At 41.8% G+C, this 17277-nt stretch carries 21 protein-coding genes; 13 read left to right on the top strand and 8 right to left on the bottom strand.

Going from position 1 to position 17277, the window contains the following annotated elements; genetic code table 11:
• Positions 1-30 precede the first annotated feature (30 nt).
• The 3 genes from QZZ23_RS04330 to QZZ23_RS04320 all read right to left on the bottom strand — a co-directional run bounded on the left by QZZ23_RS04330 (position 31) and on the right by QZZ23_RS04320 (position 3499).
• On the bottom strand, positions 31-819 hold the full coding sequence (locus QZZ23_RS04330; protein WP_292467141.1) for an anaerobic ribonucleoside-triphosphate reductase activating protein: 789 nt from the start codon (positions 817-819) through the stop codon (positions 31-33).
• 7 nt (positions 820-826) lie between these two features.
• Positions 827-3118 carry an anaerobic ribonucleoside-triphosphate reductase gene (gene nrdD / locus QZZ23_RS04325; RefSeq protein ID WP_292467206.1) on the bottom strand — a complete coding sequence of 764 codons (2292 nt, stop codon included), beginning with the start codon at positions 3116-3118 and terminating at the stop codon, positions 827-829.
• 129 nt (positions 3119-3247) lie between these two features.
• Positions 3248-3499, bottom strand: a complete 252-nt coding sequence (locus QZZ23_RS04320) for a glutaredoxin family protein (protein WP_292467203.1) — start codon at positions 3497-3499, stop codon at positions 3248-3250.
• A 403-nt stretch (positions 3500-3902) separates the two neighbouring features.
• Here QZZ23_RS04320 and radB point away from each other — a divergent pair, with 403 nt between their 5' ends.
• On the top strand, positions 3903-4580 hold the full coding sequence (gene radB / locus QZZ23_RS04315) for a DNA repair and recombination protein RadB (RefSeq protein WP_292467139.1): 678 nt from the start codon (positions 3903-3905) through the stop codon (positions 4578-4580).
• 15 nt (positions 4581-4595) lie between these two features.
• Here the strand turns inward: radB and QZZ23_RS04310 are convergent, their stop codons facing one another.
• Both QZZ23_RS04310 and QZZ23_RS04305 read right to left on the bottom strand, forming a co-directional pair.
• Positions 4596-5348: a tRNA (adenine-N1)-methyltransferase gene (locus tag QZZ23_RS04310; RefSeq protein ID WP_292467137.1), complete on the bottom strand. Its 753-nt coding sequence runs from the start codon at positions 5346-5348 to the stop codon at positions 4596-4598.
• Complete coding sequence (locus QZZ23_RS04305) at positions 5348-7192, bottom strand: HD domain-containing protein (RefSeq protein WP_292467135.1); 1845 nt, start codon at positions 7190-7192, stop codon at positions 5348-5350. Before QZZ23_RS04305 ends, QZZ23_RS04310 begins: the two co-directional genes overlap by 1 nt.
• A 493-nt stretch (positions 7193-7685) precedes the next feature.
• On the opposite strand from QZZ23_RS04305, the gene QZZ23_RS04300 reads away from it, so the two are divergent.
• The 3 genes from QZZ23_RS04300 to QZZ23_RS04290 all read left to right on the top strand — a co-directional run bounded on the left by QZZ23_RS04300 (position 7686) and on the right by QZZ23_RS04290 (position 9562).
• Positions 7686-8069 carry an acyltransferase gene (locus QZZ23_RS04300; protein WP_292467133.1) on the top strand — a complete coding sequence of 128 codons (384 nt, stop codon included), beginning with the start codon at positions 7686-7688 and terminating at the stop codon, positions 8067-8069.
• Between the two features lie 187 nt (positions 8070-8256).
• Complete coding sequence (locus QZZ23_RS04295; RefSeq protein WP_292467131.1) at positions 8257-9276, top strand: S-methyl-5-thioribose-1-phosphate isomerase; 1020 nt, start codon at positions 8257-8259, stop codon at positions 9274-9276.
• 106 nt (positions 9277-9382) lie between these two features.
• Complete coding sequence (locus QZZ23_RS04290) at positions 9383-9562, top strand: preprotein translocase subunit Sec61beta (protein WP_292467129.1); 180 nt, start codon at positions 9383-9385, stop codon at positions 9560-9562.
• A gap of 60 nt (positions 9563-9622) precedes the next feature.
• Here the strand turns inward: QZZ23_RS04290 and QZZ23_RS04285 are convergent, their stop codons facing one another.
• On the bottom strand, positions 9623-9907 hold the full coding sequence (locus QZZ23_RS04285; protein ID WP_292467127.1) for a signal recognition particle protein Srp19: 285 nt from the start codon (positions 9905-9907) through the stop codon (positions 9623-9625).
• 211 nt (positions 9908-10118) lie between these two features.
• Here QZZ23_RS04285 and QZZ23_RS04280 point away from each other — a divergent pair, with 211 nt between their 5' ends.
• Both QZZ23_RS04280 and QZZ23_RS04275 read left to right on the top strand, forming a co-directional pair.
• Entirely contained in the window at positions 10119-10400 is a 282-nt protein-coding gene (locus QZZ23_RS04280) for a DUF2769 domain-containing protein (protein WP_292467125.1), read from the top strand.
• Positions 10401-10615: 215 nt separating this feature from the next.
• A complete protein-coding gene (locus QZZ23_RS04275; RefSeq protein ID WP_292467123.1) occupies positions 10616-10891 on the top strand; it encodes a hypothetical protein in 276 nt (91 codons plus the stop codon).
• Positions 10892-10895: 4 nt separating this feature from the next.
• Here the strand turns inward: QZZ23_RS04275 and QZZ23_RS04270 are convergent, their stop codons facing one another.
• Entirely contained in the window at positions 10896-11363 is a 468-nt protein-coding gene (locus tag QZZ23_RS04270) for a DUF5806 family protein (protein WP_292467121.1), read from the bottom strand.
• 108 nt (positions 11364-11471) lie between these two features.
• Between QZZ23_RS04270 and QZZ23_RS04265 the strand changes: the two genes are divergently transcribed.
• On the top strand, positions 11472-11882 hold the full coding sequence (locus QZZ23_RS04265) for a universal stress protein (RefSeq protein WP_292467119.1): 411 nt from the start codon (positions 11472-11474) through the stop codon (positions 11880-11882).
• A gap of 71 nt (positions 11883-11953) precedes the next feature.
• Here QZZ23_RS04265 and QZZ23_RS04260 read toward each other — a convergent pair whose 3' ends face one another.
• Entirely contained in the window at positions 11954-12766 is an 813-nt protein-coding gene (locus tag QZZ23_RS04260; protein WP_292467117.1) for a sugar phosphate isomerase/epimerase, read from the bottom strand.
• Between the two features lie 91 nt (positions 12767-12857).
• On the opposite strand from QZZ23_RS04260, the gene QZZ23_RS04255 reads away from it, so the two are divergent.
• The 6 genes from QZZ23_RS04255 to QZZ23_RS04230 all read left to right on the top strand — a co-directional run bounded on the left by QZZ23_RS04255 (position 12858) and on the right by QZZ23_RS04230 (position 17277).
• Complete coding sequence (locus tag QZZ23_RS04255) at positions 12858-13889, top strand: peptidase U32 family protein (RefSeq protein ID WP_292467115.1); 1032 nt, start codon at positions 12858-12860, stop codon at positions 13887-13889.
• Positions 13889-14275, top strand: coding sequence for a DUF5402 family protein (locus QZZ23_RS04250; protein WP_292467113.1), 387 nt, complete (start codon positions 13889-13891; stop codon positions 14273-14275). Before QZZ23_RS04255 ends, QZZ23_RS04250 begins: the two co-directional genes overlap by 1 nt.
• Before the next feature lie 250 nt (positions 14276-14525).
• On the top strand, positions 14526-15440 hold the full coding sequence (mtrE, locus tag QZZ23_RS04245) for a tetrahydromethanopterin S-methyltransferase subunit E (RefSeq protein ID WP_292467112.1): 915 nt from the start codon (positions 14526-14528) through the stop codon (positions 15438-15440).
• Positions 15441-15445: 5 nt separating this feature from the next.
• Complete coding sequence (mtrD, locus tag QZZ23_RS04240) at positions 15446-16156, top strand: tetrahydromethanopterin S-methyltransferase subunit D (protein WP_292467201.1); 711 nt, start codon at positions 15446-15448, stop codon at positions 16154-16156.
• Positions 16157-16966: a tetrahydromethanopterin S-methyltransferase subunit MtrC gene (gene mtrC, locus QZZ23_RS04235; RefSeq protein ID WP_292467110.1), complete on the top strand. Its 810-nt coding sequence runs from the start codon at positions 16157-16159 to the stop codon at positions 16964-16966.
• Complete coding sequence (locus QZZ23_RS04230; RefSeq protein WP_292467108.1) at positions 16963-17277, top strand: tetrahydromethanopterin S-methyltransferase subunit B; 315 nt, start codon at positions 16963-16965, stop codon at positions 17275-17277. Before mtrC ends, QZZ23_RS04230 begins: the two co-directional genes overlap by 4 nt.

Genomic DNA, 17277 nt, shown 5'->3' with positions numbered 1-17277 from the left:
ACTGCAAAGTATTAAAAAATTGTTTAAACTTCAAACTGGTTCGAAGTTAACCTTTTCATTGCCCTTCTCTTTGCTCCTTACATATATGTTATCAAGAAACTCATGGGCAACATATGCAAGTTCAAGAAGTTCATCCCTGCTTAATGGCTTTATATCTCTGAGAGATTCCAGCATTGCTTTGTCAGCAAATCCCTGCTGGAGCACATAGCCTACGTCCCGCTTTCCGGTAACTTGGTTAATAGATCTAGCAATATTTAAGACATCATCAGAACTTCCCATGAAATTCCTGATGATGGTTGTTCTCAGTTCGAGTGCAACACCCTTTTCCAGAACCAGGTTGATAGATTCAGCCACTTTTTCCATTGCAACCTGAGATTCAATATGAATGTCAGTATAATCCTTACATCCAATTGCTTTTGCATAACTTTCAGCATCATCCAGCGGAGCTTTCACATCGATGAAGAATTTGTCCACAAGTCCTTCTTCCATAAATTCAGCCATTACGTGAGGATAATAGCCGTTAGTATGAATACCGACAAGCAGGTCGATTTTCTTTGCAAACCTCGCAAGCTGCTTTACAGCATCCTTCTGCATCAGAGGTTCACCACCTGAGAGAACGACACTACTGACAAAGGGCCGGGACTTCTTCATCTCAGCTTCAAGTACCGAAGCGTCCACCATGTTGCTTTCAAAAAGTAGCTCATGGTTCTGACAATAAGGACACCTGTAAGGACAACCACGTAAAAAAAAGACGATTGACACTTTACCATGCCAATCTACCGTTGATATGGGAACCGAACTCCCATAGTTTACGTTCATAAGCTTATCAGATCATGTCTGCTGAGCTGTAACGCATCCTGTCTGCAAGCTCTTGCTTCTTTGCATTGTTCCATCCACCTACTGCCTGCACATATCCGGTTACCCTTGACATCTGCTCAACATTCGATGAACCACAGTTCTCACAGACATCTTTGAGACCGGACATCATATGGAAATCATTAAGACATACAGTCATATCCTTGGTGAAAGCAAAGTAACCTACCTGAGTGTTCTTTGCAATGTTCATTGCAAATTCTTTAAGTCCCTTTGCATCAGGAGCACCTTCACCCATCCAGATGTGACAGATGTTTCCACCATCAACAATAGGGAAGAAAACATGCTCGATGTTCATCCTGTCCACAAGTGATACATTAGCACCCGGTGGTACATGAGTACCGTTGGTGTAGTAAACAGGCAGATCGTGGGTCTTTTTGAGATTTGCAAGAGCAGCTTCACTGTCCCCCTTTACAACTTCCATGACACAATCCCTGTATTCTTCATGCAGCATGTCTGATACCGCAAATCTCTGACCTGTGGTTTCAGCCGGAGTGCGGGCAAGGGCAATCTCCATACCATGTTTCTGACTGAGCTCGTTGGCATACATTTCCATCTCAGTCATCGCCCTGATGGCAAATTTGAATGCAGCTTTGGATTCATGCATCTGCGAACCAGTATGGTACTGAACCATTTCATTGATACCAATAACGCCCATAGTACAGACAAGTGCATCAATATCGACTGCAATGCAACCTTTCTCACCTGTAATAGGATCCTTTGGCCTCTGGGTTGCAAATGGCATCCTGTTGTTCTCAATGATATTATCCATCCAGCTACGCTTTGTCTTAAAGAGAGTTATACACTGGTCCATGAGACCTTTCAGATCGGCGAACAGAGCAGAATCATCTCCATTCGCCCTGTAAGCAGCCCTTGGGCAGTTAAGAGATACAACCTGCCAGGAACCCATAGAGAAATGCTGCCCATCCTTGAACATGAGCTTTTCATCAAATTTGTCATCTGCATCAGCATTTGCTGAAAACTGGTATGCACAGCACTGATAGCAGGATATACCCTCACCTGCACCTCTGTATTCAGGTAGTTGATTATCGAAATATGGTGTACCGAACTTTGCTGCAAGTTCAAAGGTCATATCGTAGAGTGCCTCATAACCTGGCAGGTCAGGATGTGCCTTGTTGAAGAACTCATCTTCTGTCATGAAGTCTGGCTCAATGGATATCTCAGGCTTGGGGAAATTGAAAGGTTTGCCCCAGTTGTCACCTTCGATCATTACATCCATAAGTGCCTGGAAAGAAAGACGTACCTCGCGCTCAAACTCACTGTAGGTGCGCTTCTGAGTACCATTTGTACCATCATGCACACGTCCCTTGTAAACAACAGGTTTATCCTTCCAGAGTTTTGGTACACCCGGAGACAACTGAACGGAAGAAAAAACGACCTGACCACCCCGAGCTACCATCATCTGGGTCATCTCATACACGAACATCTGCATGAGCTGTTTTATATCAGTGTAATTCTTGCCCTCAAGATATGGAGCAAGGAATGTCAGGAAATTATAGAATCCCTGGCCACCTGCGAAGTTTGTCTGGGCACTTCCCAGAGCTTTCACTGCGTGGAGTATAGCTACCTCTGCCTTCATTGCAGGACCAGCGACACTTGCCTTTGCACCCGAACCGTCTGGCATGAGACCATAATAGAAGAAATACCTGAGGTCCCAGTCCTGGCAGAATGCACGGGTTCCGAGGTACTCAAGGTCATGAATGTGAATATCGCCGTTAAGATGCATGTCAGCAAGCTTTGTAGGCAACAGAAGCAGGTATTGTTCCTTGGAGATCTTGTCAGCCTTCTTCTTATGGGATGTTTCAGCGTTCTCCTGGAGGTTTGCGTTGTCATTTGCTTCAAAACCACTTCCAAGGTCGATCTCACAGGCATCATATACAGGAGTACCTATCCTTGTGGAGACATTTCTCCATTCAACATGGCCCCTCTGAAGAAGTTCCATGTTCACGATCTCTCTTATAAGAGGACCTGAAAGGAACTTCAGATTAAGACTTCTGATGAGACGCTCTACTTCCTTTGCGATGTCATGAGCCTCATCCTTTTCTATGCCAGCTTTGCCATGGAACCTCTCAGCAAGCTTTGTTTCCTTCAGCAACTGATTGACAATTACAATGCGATCCCAATCGACCATGTGGCCTGCTGTGGTACGCACCTTTGGCATTATAGAGACATCATGGCCATCGAGTGTCTTCTGTATAGCATGCTGTTTTGTTAATGGTGTCATACTAATATTTGTCCTCTCATCTTCCTCTGCGTGAACCTGCATGTCAGTTCCCAAGTCTGACCTGTCAAGTTCTTCCTTTCCCTTTTTAGTAGCACATACGTCCATCATTCCACCTCAATTTAATTGCACTTAGATTATGCTACTCAATACTTCCAGATTCACGTCAGGACCATTGAACAGTTCCTTATGTGTTAAAAATTCATCGCCAATCTGGAGTACCGGAGCAGTCATGGTGAAAACACCATTGAATTTAAGTTCGGTCAAAGCTTCAGGAGTAGACATATCTGCAGTTGTGAAAGCAACTTCCTTTGACGTAAGTACCTTCTTCAGTTGCTCGCATTTCGGGCAAGTCTTTGTTGTATATATAACCACTTCAACCATTTTCTCGCGTCCCTTCATAGTATATAATTAAATTTTTATATTTACCACCATTCCAAAGAGGAACGACAATGCCAAGTTGAAAAGCACATTCAATCGGCATTGTAGTGGTGATGACTTCTGTTTCCAGAAGGTAAATTATACAAATGACTTATAGATTAATAATGGTTTTTCAAACATCGTTTGAATATACAGTAGAGAATATCAGACCATATATGAAACATTACTGATAACAAATATGATAATATATTAATACCAGACATGACACCAACAATCCAGAGAGAACTGACTTGAATGTCATCCCATAAATAGAAGCAGACAGAAAATCACAAACAAAAAAAACTACGATTCCACTGCCAAAAGATGTATATTATAAACCCCATATAGCACATAATCCAATCAAGAGGTGTACAAGATAACTAAAAAACTAAGCTCCGGCTGCAAGCCCATTGATGAACTTCTAGGAGGAGGATTTGAAGCAGGAGTTGTTACGCAGATATATGGAGAAGCCGGAAGCGGGAAGACTAATCTGTGCCTTCAGCTTGCAGTTGAATGTGTTAAAAATGGGAAAAAGGTCATCTATATAGATACTGAAGCAATCTCCCCTGACAGATTCAAACAAATAGCCGGAGAGAATGCAAAGGAGATAGCACAGCAAATAATCATCTTTGAACCTCATAATTTTGAAGAACAGTACGCTTCAGTTATGGAAATAGAAAAACTCATCTCAGACAGGATTGGCCTTATAATAATAGATTCTGCAACTTCTTTTTACAGATTAGAGCTTGACCAGGAAGAATCAAGCATCAAAACCAGAAGAGAACTGGCAAATCAGATAGGTTTTGTACACGGCATTGCGCGCAAACACAGGGTTGTGGCTGTTATAACCAATCAGGTATACAGTGATATATCGACAGGCACAGTACGACCCATAGGTGGCAGTAGCATAGAGCACATATCAAAAACCATCATCCAGTTCGAAAAAACAGGAGATGGCAAAAGACGTGCAAAACTATGGAAACACCGCTCACTCCCAGAAGGAAAGATCTGTGTATTTACAATCACCAGTGAAGGTGTCAGATAAGTATTAAAAAATAATTCAGGCCCTTGCTATTGTTATAAAGCCTGTATGACCTACTTTTGTCGTAGATGGACGGGTGCCCCTTGAAGAGAAAGAAATCTCACGTTCTGTGCACTCTAATGTTACTACCTCATAAAACTGCGCAGTTTCAATTGCATCACGTATCTCTTTTGTCTGTTCAAAAAAAGGAGAATACGTAACAAGAAAACCACCAGGACATAATACATTCTTCACATGAGGAATGACATCCTTCGAATTCTGAGTATCAAGAGTTATAACATCGAATTTCTCATCAAGCTTTTTTATTTCTTCAACGATGTCACCGCAGCGGAGTTCTACGTTATCCAGACCAGCATTTTCAACATTCTTACGAGCAACACCTACGAATTCTTCCCTGACCTCATAAGTCACAACCCTTTTTGCGATGGAGCCAAGGTACATTGTAAGTATTCCCGAACCCGTACCTGCGTCCAGTACCACATCATTCTTGTTAAGACCAGTATAGGCCAATATCATGCCTATATCTTTGGGCATCATAGGAGCGCCTGTTCTTTTTGCATGACGGAAAAAATCCGGCATTTTTGGACGCTGGATGATGAATTCCTGGCCTTTGTGTGATACTACTGTGTCGCCAGGGACCTTGTCCGCAAGAGATGAAAGTTCTATGATACCAAAATTCGTGTGCAGTTGATCATCAGAAACTTTTGCGATAAACTCTTTGACCTTATCCCCATAGAAGGTCTTCAGCAAAACCAATTCACCAGTTAACATTATTTTACACCTGTTGGACGTTTTTTTGACACATATCTGTTGGAAGGAATTGTAACAATATCCCTTTTGATAGAATGTTTGACCATTGAAAGATGAAACATCATTTCCTCGAATTCCAGACGGTATGCATCTGCAAGAGTCCCTGCATATTCAACCCCTTCCCATGTCAGCACATATTCATAACTCTGCCGGAACCTCCCGTCCTTTTCATAATAGCGGAGGTCCTCATCAACAATACCCATGGCAACAAGCACTTGTATATCTTCAAAGACTTTCTCACAGTAGGGGAAACCATACATTTCATGGAAAGAATAGTCAAAGAGATTCTTCAGCTTTGGGAAACCACTTAGCTCACGGATGGTACGGTAGAGCCATGTTATATGCCGGAGACGGGGAATTGAGATAAAACCCGGTTTTTCATCTGCAAAGAGATTGTGAACGGCATAGAATAACAGAATTATACCCTCTATAGGAAGATACTGATCTTCCCGGGTAAAACTAAGGAGCCGAGGAGAGAGATCATCAACCACCCTGCGCAATTCTGAGATCACAGATGCTGAGTCTTCATTCGTGACAACCTCAGGATGGGAAAATGCTGTAAGAGACAACTGTCTTGAGATGGCACGAACCAGACCGTTTGCAAGTGCTGATTCATCATAGAAGAAACCATCCTCATTTTCCATTGCTATGCGCATGCTCTTGGGAACACCCGAAGCCACCGTTAGATCCACAAGCACATCACCGAGTTCCCTGGCAAGTCGCATCTCAAGTCGTCTTGTAGCGACACCATGTCGTGCAATGGTCGAAAGTGCCATTCTAGTGGATGGTCTGAGTATCTTTTGGCTTAGCCGGGCTACCGGCACATGCAGTTTGCCATCACGCAAGTCTTTAATCAAACTAACAGACTTTTCAGATGCATTGGACCTGATGAAACTTAGCAGATCACTATCATTATATTCTGTGAAAAAACAAACTATCTCATCTTTTACCGCATCTGTTCCGAACTTGTTTTTGAATTGCTCCAGCGCATCTTCAAGTGCATAGAGCAACATCACCCTGGCAGCCTGAGTTTTAGGATTATGTATGATCGCAGTATAATGATGAGCACGGGATATAAGCAAAGATTCGGCAGCCGTGAGAGCCATGTCGCTTCCATAACCAGAACCATCCGAGCTTCCCAGCACAACTGCTCCATTTTTAATAATGAGACTGCCAATTATCTGGTCAACGTCTATGAGTCCGAATGAGACACCTGTATGATATGAATCACGCAGAAGGAAATCTATCCTGTCGGCATCCACATCACCTGCAATTACCTGAGCAAGGTACGGTTTTGAAATAGACTGGGCATCACCTGTGGCTATCTTTGATATTTCATCAAAGAAATCGAACGGATCTGTGCCAAACTCGGACTCCACATACCTTGCAATATAATTATCCTGTGGCAGTCTTCTGGAAATAATATCCTTTGAAAAGGCCTCATGTTTTATGAACTTCTTTCCTTCGATCACCGGCTGCAACTGAGGATTGCGCTTCAGCACATTCTCAACCGCATGAGAAAATGCAGAATGCCCAACGTCATGAAGAAGACCTGCAATCCTTATCCTACGTATGTCCTCGTCCTCAAGTGAGAGGGAGTGACCAATAACCGATGCCATATGCATGGTTCCGATGCTGTGCTCAAAACGAGTATGGTTGGCACCTGGATAGACATAGTCGACCAACCCCAGTTGCTGAATATTCCTAAGCCTTTGCACATGCCTTGAGTTCAATACCATCTGCTCGAACTCATCGAGTATGATGGTTTTATGTACCGGATCGTGGATAATCAAGGGCTTTTGCATTGGCTGATATTATGAGTGATGAGTATATAAATAGAAGGTAAATAGACGATCCAGCTTCATGAACCTATCAAATTAGACCATCATTTATTCTATTCTAATTTGATGACTCTTTTGCTTAAAATACCCGGTTAGGTCAATGTTCTCCTATCATTTCCATAATTTATTGAACTCCTTCCTTAACCTATATTTTACAAAATAATGAAGTTTTGACCCTGTAGGCAATGAAATATCTCCAGCATCGTTAACAAAATGAAGAAGCTTTGTTTCTTCATCTTTGTAGGGAATAATCAGGACTTACTGAATAAAATAGGCATCCTTTTAAATAAAGAACTTAATATAATGGCCTATAATAAAGAGCAAACTGCATATTTTGATATAAAATAACTTTTTCCATTGAACATACGGTGTAAAAATGATTATTCGCCCAATAATGAAATTAGTATTCCGTATTATATCAGCCTATAATAAAATATATATTCATGCCCGTATCCAAATGTACAAAGCTAGCGGAGTAGTCATAGGTAAGAATTTTAAAATATCACCTTTAAGTTATATCGATATGCACAAACCCGGATATATCGAAATCGGTGATGATGTTCAGATAACGCGCTATGCAATGATTTTGTCCTATGATAGTTCAAAATTCAAATTCCAGGATTTTTATGAGAAAGACCCGTATGGAAAAGTCAAAATTGGTAACAATGTATATATTGGTGCTCAAAGTATTATAATGCCCGGTGTTTCTATAGGCGACAATGTCATTATCGGTGCCAATTCGGTTGTTTTGAGTGACATTCCTTCTAATTGTATTGCAGCCGGTAACCCGGCAAAGGTTATTAAAAAAATGGATTTTTATAATAACCATCAAAATGATTAGATTGGAGAGTGCTCCTAGTCAGATGCTCTTTGCCATTCATTGGTATGTATTATAATTTAGTATTCATTTCTGTAATTAAAAAAGTGACTCTGTTTGTAAGCATGATACTTGTTATAAATATTAAAGTCACATTTGTTCAAACCTTTACATTTTTATCCCAGTTAATACCTTTAAAGGAGCAGATAGCATGAGAACCATAGACTGGAATGATGAATCAGCTTCAATCGTAATGATAGACCAGACACTTCTACCAATGGAGTACAAGGTCATTGAATGCAAAACTCTTGCCTCGCTTTGTGAGGCTATCAAGTCCCTGCGCGTGCGGGGTGCTCCTGCGCTGGGAGCTGCCGGTGCCTATGGTATCGCACTTGCCGCAACTCTGAGCAGCGCAAACGAAATGGAAGCGCTTATCAGGGATCTGGAAATTGCTGCAAAGACTATCAAGGCAACACGTCCCACTGCTATAAATCTGGCATGGGGAGTTGACAGGACAATGGATGCGATCTCGGATGCATTTGACCTTGATGGCATCAAGGATGTAGTACTATCTGAAGCAAAGAATATCGCTGACGAAGACGTTGCAACCAACAAGAAACTTGGAAAATACGGAGCAAAACTCCTGGAAGATGGCGACACTGTCATGACTCATTGCAATGCAGGAAAAATGGCATGTGTTGACTGGGGAACCGCACTTGGAGTTATCCGCTCTGCTATCGAGGCAGGCAAAGAGATCAAAGTCATTTCGTGTGAGACAAGACCACTCAACCAAGGTGGCAGAATTACAACATGGGAACTCATGCAGGACAATATAGATGTAACACTCATCACCGATTCAATGTCAGGACATGTCATGAGCAAGGGCATGGTAGACAAGGTTATCGTGGGCGCGGACAGGATAACTGGAGATGCAGTCTTCAATAAGATAGGAACTTACACACACTCAGTTCTTGCAAGGGAACATGAGATACCGTTCTTTGTTGCAGCCCCCATATCCACCTTTGACCCAAATAACTGGGAAGACACTGTTACCATTGAAGAGCGGGATGCAAACGAACTGCGGTTCTTCAAGGATGTGCAGATAGCACCTGCAGATGTAAAGGTGTACAATCCCGCATTCGACGCGACACCAATGGAAAATGTGACTGCATTCATTACAGAAAAAGGAGTATTCTACCCCCCATTCCTGCTGGATGAACTCCTTGCATGAAGGCACAGTCTTTTAAATCATGAAAGACATGAAAGGGACAAATAAATTAATAATAAACACATAATATCTAGTTAATAGATATAAACACTAAAATGCGGAGATACAAATGTCAAAAAAGAAATCCAGCGGTAACGGTTTGATGTCATCTGCCGGCCTTATGCGCTATTATGAAGCTGACAAAAAAGCAATACACGTAGACCCTAAAACCGTAATGGTGATTGGCGTGGTCATCGGACTTGCTATCATCATACTTGATGCAAACTTTGGAATGTGGCCTGTAGCATAACTACAAAACGCATTTCACCATTCTTTTTTTAAAATAGCTAAAAATAAGATAGATAAACTATCAGGAACGCATTTCCTTGATAGCTGCGCATATCCTTCTGGATAAATGAGTCTTTGGTGCCGTATTATCAATAAGTACCCGCCCTTTAATTTCCCACCAGCTACGAGGATAAGCTTTGTCAGCCTCTACCTCAGGATTAAGTCCCAACTTTTGTGCAGCCTGATTAATCTCATTGATTGTGGGGGATTCCACTGAAGTCTTTCTGGAGACAATACGCCCGTCTCGCCTGGATTTGGTCTTATCGATGTACGCAGGCCATATGACCAGTTTACCCCTTTCTTTCATCAACATGGATTTTACAATACAACTCATTCGATTTAAATTTGCCCTGAAAATGGTGTTTATAAAAATCACACATCATTAAATACCAATAATAATAAATATCAATGACACAGAGTTTTTAAATGTTGATCAAAATGGATGGTAGATAGAGATTTAAGATCAACAGGGGTTATCATAGCAGATGTTGCAACAATAGCAATATAAGGTGATAATAATGGGGAATGTGGAAAGAAGTAAGGAAAATATAAGCAAATGTATGTGCATGAAATGCCCAAGTTATTCATTTGCATGCAAAATGAAAGCAATGCCTAAGAATATGATGACCATGGTTAAGGGAGATATCGACAAAGTCGAACATATGGAAGGATTATTCTGTGCTTTCGAAAAGAGCAAATGTATTGATGAAGAGAAAGGCTGCATATGCGGAGACTGCGAAGTTTACAAAGAAAATGAGCTTAAAAATATGTATTATTGTATCGAAACTAACGGAAAATAATCCTGAAATATAATTTTTTGACTCGTACGCATGAGCTGCAATAACTCCTTTTTCACCATCCTTTTTTAAAAACAAAAGAACATTGTATCTGACAGATTTTTAGCATACCATACGGTTCAACATACACCTACATTACTTTTTTATAGGCATGAAAATACCCAGATTATAAGCAATAATGGATAAGATTTAAGTATACATAATACTGCCTAGTACGCATGATAGATACCCCTAGAGAAATAAAAGTTGAAAATGAAGTTGAGGACTTTATCCTTAAATCAAACAAGGACTATCGCCTTTGCACTACCTGTGGCGGACCTGCCATTGTTTCTATAGATATGAGTATGCCCAAGGAATCAGACATAAAGGTAAAGATTGGAGACAATACATTGCATGTATCCAAGGTACAGGCAAGATATATCAGGCAGATTGATATGAGAATGCTCCTGGGATATCTGAACTATTGTGAAAGAAACGGAATTGAAGAGTACTAATATCTTAATACCCTTCATCCAGCGATTCATTTATATTTCTGAGTACTTCGGCAACGAGGATCTGAACATCAGTTGCATGCTCTTGTGGAACTTCACTGCCTTCAGTATCCATTAGTTTTTTGATATCTTTTACCATCTGATGGATCATGTAAAGCATTTCTTCCTGTGTAATCAAACCCGCATAGTAAGCATAAAAAAACGTAGTTCCACTGCGCTGGACTTTTTTCTTGAATGAGGACCTGGCATTTGAGACTTCCTGCCTTGAGTAAGCCTCGTCCATGAAAGGAACCATTTCCGGTAGGTTCTCACCTATCCATGTCATCTCGGAATGGTTGGAGAGGTTCTTGAAGTCAGCACACATCCTAGAAACAACCCATTCCCTGGCTGTAAGGTGCGTTGTTTCCTTCAAAAAACGAGTTACATCGGAATAACTTTTGTTATCCATTTTTTTGAATTTCTGATATTTGTTCATCGCCATTCACCCACAATAAGACTGACATGCATGAAGTATTGCAGCCATTGTATTACACAATTGCATTCCAATATATTTAATTATAACCTGCACAATTCCACAGTTTGAATGAAAATACTCATCCCTACAGATGGCTCAATCTATTCATCAAATGCTGCAAAGGTAGCAGCGAAAATAGCCTTAAAACATGACTACCGGCTGATTGTCCTTCATGTTGTCCCCGATAAGGGATTTTCAAGGAAAACATGGCAGAATGAAGGAGCTGATAGTACTATTTCAACTATCACCGACATACTCGTTGAGTCAGGGTGTGAAATGGATAGGATAGATACCATAATAGAGGACGGCAGCGCCCCTGAGAAAATTGTAGAGGTTGCAAAAAAGGAAGGTGTTGATCGTATAGTTATTGGCACACAGGGAAAGAATGGCCTGAAAAAACTGGTAGGTTCGGTCACCGAGAAAGTGCTACAGATATCCGATGTGCTTGTCCTGGTCGTTCCGCCAAATTATAATGCTTGATCTTTTAGCATTATTCTTAAATAAAAAATTGAAAATCATTCAAGGAATGACAGAAAGTAGTACATCGAATACTAACAAGTACTAAGTGCTTTTTTTATTGTTTCTTTTCCCAAACGTACATCTTCTATAGAGAAAACCTCCATATTGTAGATACCTTTGTAACCTTTTAACTCGTTCAGAACACTGTAATCTATAGTCCCTGATCCCGGAGCAAGGTGTTCATCCCCGTCATATTCATTTGTCCAGACTCCACCGTTGTCATGCACATGCACATGAATAACATACGGAGCAAGTGTTCTTGCAAATTCACGAAGTTTTGTACTGTCTCCGCCACAGGTAAGATTCGCATGCCCTATATCAAAGGTTACACCAAGATTATCAGAATTTACCTCTTTAACGGCAAGTAAAAGTTCATGAGCATTACAGCACAGATTCCCGGTTGAAGTCCCTTCCTTGTTCTCAAGTCCAAGCATCACACCACTATCTTCTGCATCAGCGGCAAGGACTTTCAGATTGGATATCATTTTATTGAAACATGCTTCATGATCATTGTCAAATCTCCCGGGATGCAGGACAATAGCCTTTGAATCAAGCCTTGCGGCAAGCTCAATGGATTCCCGGATAAGACGGAATTCTCTTTCGCCCATACTGGCTGTATCAACAACAACATCTTTCGGGTAAGTAGGAACATCTGCAAAATAGGGAGCGTGAAGTGAGGTTTGCAGATCAAACATCGAAAGCTCATCAAGTATGAACTCAAGAATGTCTTTCTGCAGGATGGAACTTTTGTACACATCAAGTTTTGGCATGTAAAGCTCAACAGACTGTAATTCAGAGGCAATCTCGGAAATTTTGCCTGCAAAGGATGAAGCACCCAGTATCATGACTAAATGGATATTATAGTAATTGATAAGAGTTTTGCTTTTTTCTTAATAACCAAAATACTTATCTAAATTAAAGAGTACCACCAAAGCGATGAAACTGTATGCTCCCCATGTGGGACACCTTGAGGGACTGGAGGAGCTGCTTACCGGTTCCAGCGATATTTATGGAGTTTACATGGCGGGCACTCCAGACTATGTAGGCACAGGCAGAACAAATCTCAGTGCACCTGGACTTGAAGAAATAGCTGAGCAAACCAGGTATGCCCATGAAAAAGGGGTCAAAATGGAAGTCGTCCTCAACAGTTCTTGTATGGGAGGCCAACATCTTACCTCTGAAGGTTACAACCGGATCAACTGGTATTTTAAACAGCTCAATAACATAGGAGTAGATGCTATAACGGTTGCTGAGCCTTATTTTATAGAAATGTTATCAAAGGATTTTGATATGGAAGTTGTTGTATCAGTCCTTTCATTCGTTGACTCACCGCAGAAAGCAGAGTTCTATGAAGGACTTGGAGCAGATACTATAGTAATAGACCCTGTAATCAATCGTGCCTTCGATAAACTTGAAGCTATCAGGGATGCAGTATCATGTGACCTGAAACTGCTTGTGAACGAAGGATGCCTTTATCAGTGTCCGCTCAGGTATGCGCACTTTAATTTCTTCTCTCACGCAAATGGCCCGGGACCAAAACTGAACGTGCTTGACGACTACTATTATTACAAGTGTCTCTCACTCAGGATAAAAGATCCTCAGCAGCTTATCAAATCTCCATGGATAAGACCAGAAGACCTCAAGGAATACAAACATATAACTGATACTTTCAAGATTGGCGGAAGGACGCATTTTCCCAACTGGATATTAAATAATGTCCATGCTTATGCAAATGAGTCATATGAAGGCAATCTTATGGACCTGCTGGACTGTCCCAGAGATTTAAGAGACCTGTATTATATACCTAATAAAGAGCTTGAAGGTGCTATTTCCCAATGGAAGCAATGTGGCAAGGTCTGCAATAAATGCGGATATTGCAAGAGACTGGCAGAGAAAATAATAAAGGTCTACTCCACGGAGAATGGTGAAAACATACTTAAGCCCCTGAAAGTAGAAGGAGGGCAATAATGACTATAACAGAAATATTGGCAAAGAACCGTGGTGACCTTGAAAACAACCTGAGGAGTCTGCTGGCAAAACCAGTCTTTATTATAGAGATGGATGTCTTCGCCCTCCCATGTGGATGTAAAGGAGTTACCGTAAACACCAGAGGATTGCAGTATGATGACCTGGAGATCTTTGAGGAACACATTAATGGCTACCTGAAAAAGACATCAGAGAATCTCGAAATCGAATCTTCTTTTCTTTTTGCAAGGCTTGTACCTGGTACAGCTGAAATAGCCTCACTCAACAGCCGGGTTCTTTGCAACAGGTGTTACATGGACTTTTCCCGGGGAAGTGGCAAAAAGCCAAGACCAGATATATATATACTTAACTTCGAACGCAGGGAATGAAATTAACAATTCCATCATTTCTTGAATTATATATTTTTAACGTACCGGGGTATTGAAAATATATGTCATTCTTTTAGCTAAACGACTGCCTTTTCACTTGAATCCATTCGAAAGCTTTAAGAAGTATTTAAGATAATGCAATCCACCTTACGTTAGTTTACGCCATAGCAATTATAATAAAATATTAAGAAATAGTTATTGTAATTTTGGCATAATTTACTTGGTACAACATAAAAAGGAGGAAATGTGAATGGAACCGCTCACAGGTATGGGCGTACTCGCACTTATGGGTGCAGCTGCAACTATTGCAGGTGCCTCTGAAGACCTTGAATCAGATGTTGGGTCACAAAGTAACCCAAACTCTCAAGTGCAGTTAGCGCCCCAAATGATGTATCCTCACAGGATATATAGTAAAGCCATTTCCGGTGAACCACCATCAAACGCACTTATGTGTGCAATTGGTGGAACAACCGCATCCGTATTGATTACCGCTGGTGCATCTGCAGTACTGGCATTGGTCATTGGAGCAATTGTCGCTGCAGCAATACATGGCACATATTCAGTGACCGCATATTTCGGCAGATCAGCAAGTCAGAAACGTTTCAAACAACCAGTTTATCTTGATTTAATTGCAAGTCACACACCCGTCATTATGGGATATTCCTTTATCACAACATTCTGTATACTTGTGGTATCATATCTGATGGTGGCTGTATTGGCACACCCCTTCTCACTGCCACTTCTGGCATTCATTTGGGGAATCACTGTCGGTGCAATCGGATCATCAACCGGTGACGTACACTACGGTGCAGAACGTGAATTCCAGAACGTCGAATATGGAGCAGGCCTTAATGCTGCAAACTCCGGTAACATCGTGAGAAAAGCAGAGTCAGGCTTGAGAAATGGTATCGACAATTCCTGGTTCTGTGCAAAATTCGGTGGACCTGTTACAGGTCTTGCTTTTGGTATGACCGTGTTTCTCAGTGGTTGGATCACCGCTCTTTTCGATCCGACAAAGGGAGACGCTATTGGCTGGGTTTCAGTCATAACAGGTGTGATTATTGTACTTATTCTGATATTATGGAACAGGAACATTGAAGTTGCTGCACGTGCCGCATTTGGAACATACAAAGAAGATGAAGTAGAAGCAGAGGTGGCCGCATGATAGATATTGTAGGCATATTAATGGCAAACATCATCTACGTGATAGCTATCACACTTGGTGGAGCACTAATTTCATGGAGTGTTCACTTCGTACCAGTAGGTGGTGCTCCGGCAGCTATGGCACAGGCAACAGGTATCGGCACAGGTACTGTCCAGCTTGCAGCTGGTGCAGGTCTTACAGGTCTTGTAACAGCAGGCGCCATGATGCAGGTAACAGATAATATGGGACTCATTCTTGCATCTGGTGCAGTCGGTGCAATGATAATGATGTCCGTAACAATGATAGTAGGAGCATGGGTATACACATACGGAGTTGGTTGCCCACCTGCATCAGCAAAGGTCAAGTACGACCCAATTACAAAGGACAGGCAGGATCTCTACGTTTCACAGGGTACTGAGGGACACGGACTTCCAACCGTATCATTTGTAAGTGGTGTAATTGGTGGCGCACTTGGAGGAATTGGTGGCGCACTTATATACTACTCCCTTATGAGCATTGAGAACGGACTTCCTCTTGTAGACCTTGTAGGTATGGCCAGTGTTTTCGCAGTAGGTATCTTCTTCGTTAACGCAGTAATCCCATCCTATAACATCGGAGGAACCATCGAAGGTTTCCACGACCCTAAATTCAAGAGATTCCCAAAAGCAGTACTCGCATCATTAATAGCAACATTCTTTTGCTCAATTATTGCTGTGTTGTCCATAGGAGGTCTGTAAATGTCAGCAGGTGGAAGCGGAGCAGCCGCAGAGGCAGTTCCACAGAATAAAATTATAGCCTTTGGCGTTGCAGGCGGACTTATCGGAATATATGCAGCATATTTCCTTGTGGACATGGTTGGACAGTATATGTCCTTTATCGGTGCACTTGGAGCAATATGCGGCATGATATGGGGTGCTGCAGCAGTCAGAAGAGTAGCAAGTTACGGGCTTGGTACTGGTGTACCTTCAATCGGTATGCTGGCACTCGGTATGGGAGTAATTGCAACAACATTCGGGCTTGCAGTAGGTGGCATTGCAGGACCTATAATTGCACTGATTTCAGCAGCAATTATTGGCCTTCTCATTGGTAGCCTTGCAAACAAAGTACTCAATATGGGTATCCCCATCATGGAAATATCCATGACAGAAATTGCAACAGCTGGTACGATCACCATCATTGGTCTTACTATCGCAATGACTGGAACATTTGATTTCCCAATAGTACTTAAGCAAGTCATCAGTACCGGATACATTGCTGTTATCTTCATAGCAGGAGGACTTGCTATACTTCACCCATTCAATGCAAACCTGGGACCTGACGAGAAACAGGACAGGACACTCATAGTTGCATTGGAAAAAGGTGCATTGGCAATGGTAGTTGCAGGAATAGTTGCAACCATAAACGAAGGAGCATCCGGCTCACTTACCATCCTTATAGGACTCGCACTCTGGTACATAGGGTTCAGCGGCTACTATGAGCGCGTAAAGAGAGATGCATATGTAGTTCTTGGCACTGGTCAATTACCTACAAAGGAGGAATTAGAATGAGCATGGTACACGTAGCCCCAGAGGCACATCTTGTACTGGATCCACTTACATCCCTTCTTGCAGCAGAAAGAGAGGATATAATTGCTTATTCAATGGATCCTATCATGGCACAGCTTGATGAACTTGACAAAATAGCTGATGACCTCATCAACTCCCTGTCACCAAGCAAAGAATTGATGAACTCATTCCCAGGACGTGGACAGACTTCATACCACGCAGGTTTCTACGGAAACACATTCTATGGAGTGATAGTTGGTCTGGGAGTTGCAGGACTCATGCTTCTGGTCATGGGCGCATTAGGAGTGATGTGA

The sequence above is a fragment of the Methanolobus sp. genome, assembly GCF_016278385.1.
Classification (GTDB): Archaea; Halobacteriota; Methanosarcinia; order Methanosarcinales; family Methanosarcinaceae; genus Methanolobus.
Note: the sequence above shows the minus strand (reverse complement) of the source record. Positions and strands in the feature narration are given on the sequence as shown.

What these genes read in the sequence shown, in the direction of transcription:
- QZZ23_RS04330 (WP_292467141.1), bottom strand. Translation starts at nt 819, where the DNA reads ATGAACGTAAACTATGGGAGTTCGGTTCCCATATCAACGGTAGATTGG.
- nrdD (WP_292467206.1), bottom strand. Translation starts at nt 3,118, where the DNA reads ATGACACCATTAACAAAACAGCATGCTATACAGAAGACACTCGATGGC.
- QZZ23_RS04320 (WP_292467203.1), bottom strand. Translation starts at nt 3,499, where the DNA reads ATGGTTGAAGTGGTTATATATACAACAAAGACTTGCCCGAAATGCGAG.
- QZZ23_RS04310 (WP_292467137.1), bottom strand. Translation starts at nt 5,348, where the DNA reads ATGTTAACTGGTGAATTGGTTTTGCTGAAGACCTTCTATGGGGATAAG.
- QZZ23_RS04305 (WP_292467135.1), bottom strand. Translation starts at nt 7,192, where the DNA reads ATGCAAAAGCCCTTGATTATCCACGATCCGGTACATAAAACCATCATA.
- QZZ23_RS04300 (WP_292467133.1), top strand. Translation starts at nt 7,686, where the DNA reads ATGTACAAAGCTAGCGGAGTAGTCATAGGTAAGAATTTTAAAATATCA.
- QZZ23_RS04295 (WP_292467131.1), top strand. Translation starts at nt 8,257, where the DNA reads ATGAGAACCATAGACTGGAATGATGAATCAGCTTCAATCGTAATGATA.
- QZZ23_RS04290 (WP_292467129.1), top strand. Translation starts at nt 9,383, where the DNA reads ATGTCAAAAAAGAAATCCAGCGGTAACGGTTTGATGTCATCTGCCGGC.
- QZZ23_RS04285 (WP_292467127.1), bottom strand. Translation starts at nt 9,907, where the DNA reads ATGAAAGAAAGGGGTAAACTGGTCATATGGCCTGCGTACATCGATAAG.
- QZZ23_RS04280 (WP_292467125.1), top strand. Translation starts at nt 10,119, where the DNA reads ATGGGGAATGTGGAAAGAAGTAAGGAAAATATAAGCAAATGTATGTGC.
- QZZ23_RS04275 (WP_292467123.1), top strand. Translation starts at nt 10,616, where the DNA reads ATGATAGATACCCCTAGAGAAATAAAAGTTGAAAATGAAGTTGAGGAC.
- QZZ23_RS04270 (WP_292467121.1), bottom strand. Translation starts at nt 11,363, where the DNA reads ATGAACAAATATCAGAAATTCAAAAAAATGGATAACAAAAGTTATTCC.
- QZZ23_RS04265 (WP_292467119.1), top strand. Translation starts at nt 11,472, where the DNA reads ATGAAAATACTCATCCCTACAGATGGCTCAATCTATTCATCAAATGCT.
- QZZ23_RS04260 (WP_292467117.1), bottom strand. Translation starts at nt 12,766, where the DNA reads ATGATACTGGGTGCTTCATCCTTTGCAGGCAAAATTTCCGAGATTGCC.
- QZZ23_RS04255 (WP_292467115.1), top strand. Translation starts at nt 12,858, where the DNA reads ATGAAACTGTATGCTCCCCATGTGGGACACCTTGAGGGACTGGAGGAG.
- QZZ23_RS04250 (WP_292467113.1), top strand. Translation starts at nt 13,889, where the DNA reads ATGACTATAACAGAAATATTGGCAAAGAACCGTGGTGACCTTGAAAAC.
- mtrE (WP_292467112.1), top strand. Translation starts at nt 14,526, where the DNA reads ATGGAACCGCTCACAGGTATGGGCGTACTCGCACTTATGGGTGCAGCT.
- mtrC (WP_292467110.1), top strand. Translation starts at nt 16,157, where the DNA reads ATGTCAGCAGGTGGAAGCGGAGCAGCCGCAGAGGCAGTTCCACAGAAT.
- QZZ23_RS04230 (WP_292467108.1), top strand. Translation starts at nt 16,963, where the DNA reads ATGAGCATGGTACACGTAGCCCCAGAGGCACATCTTGTACTGGATCCA.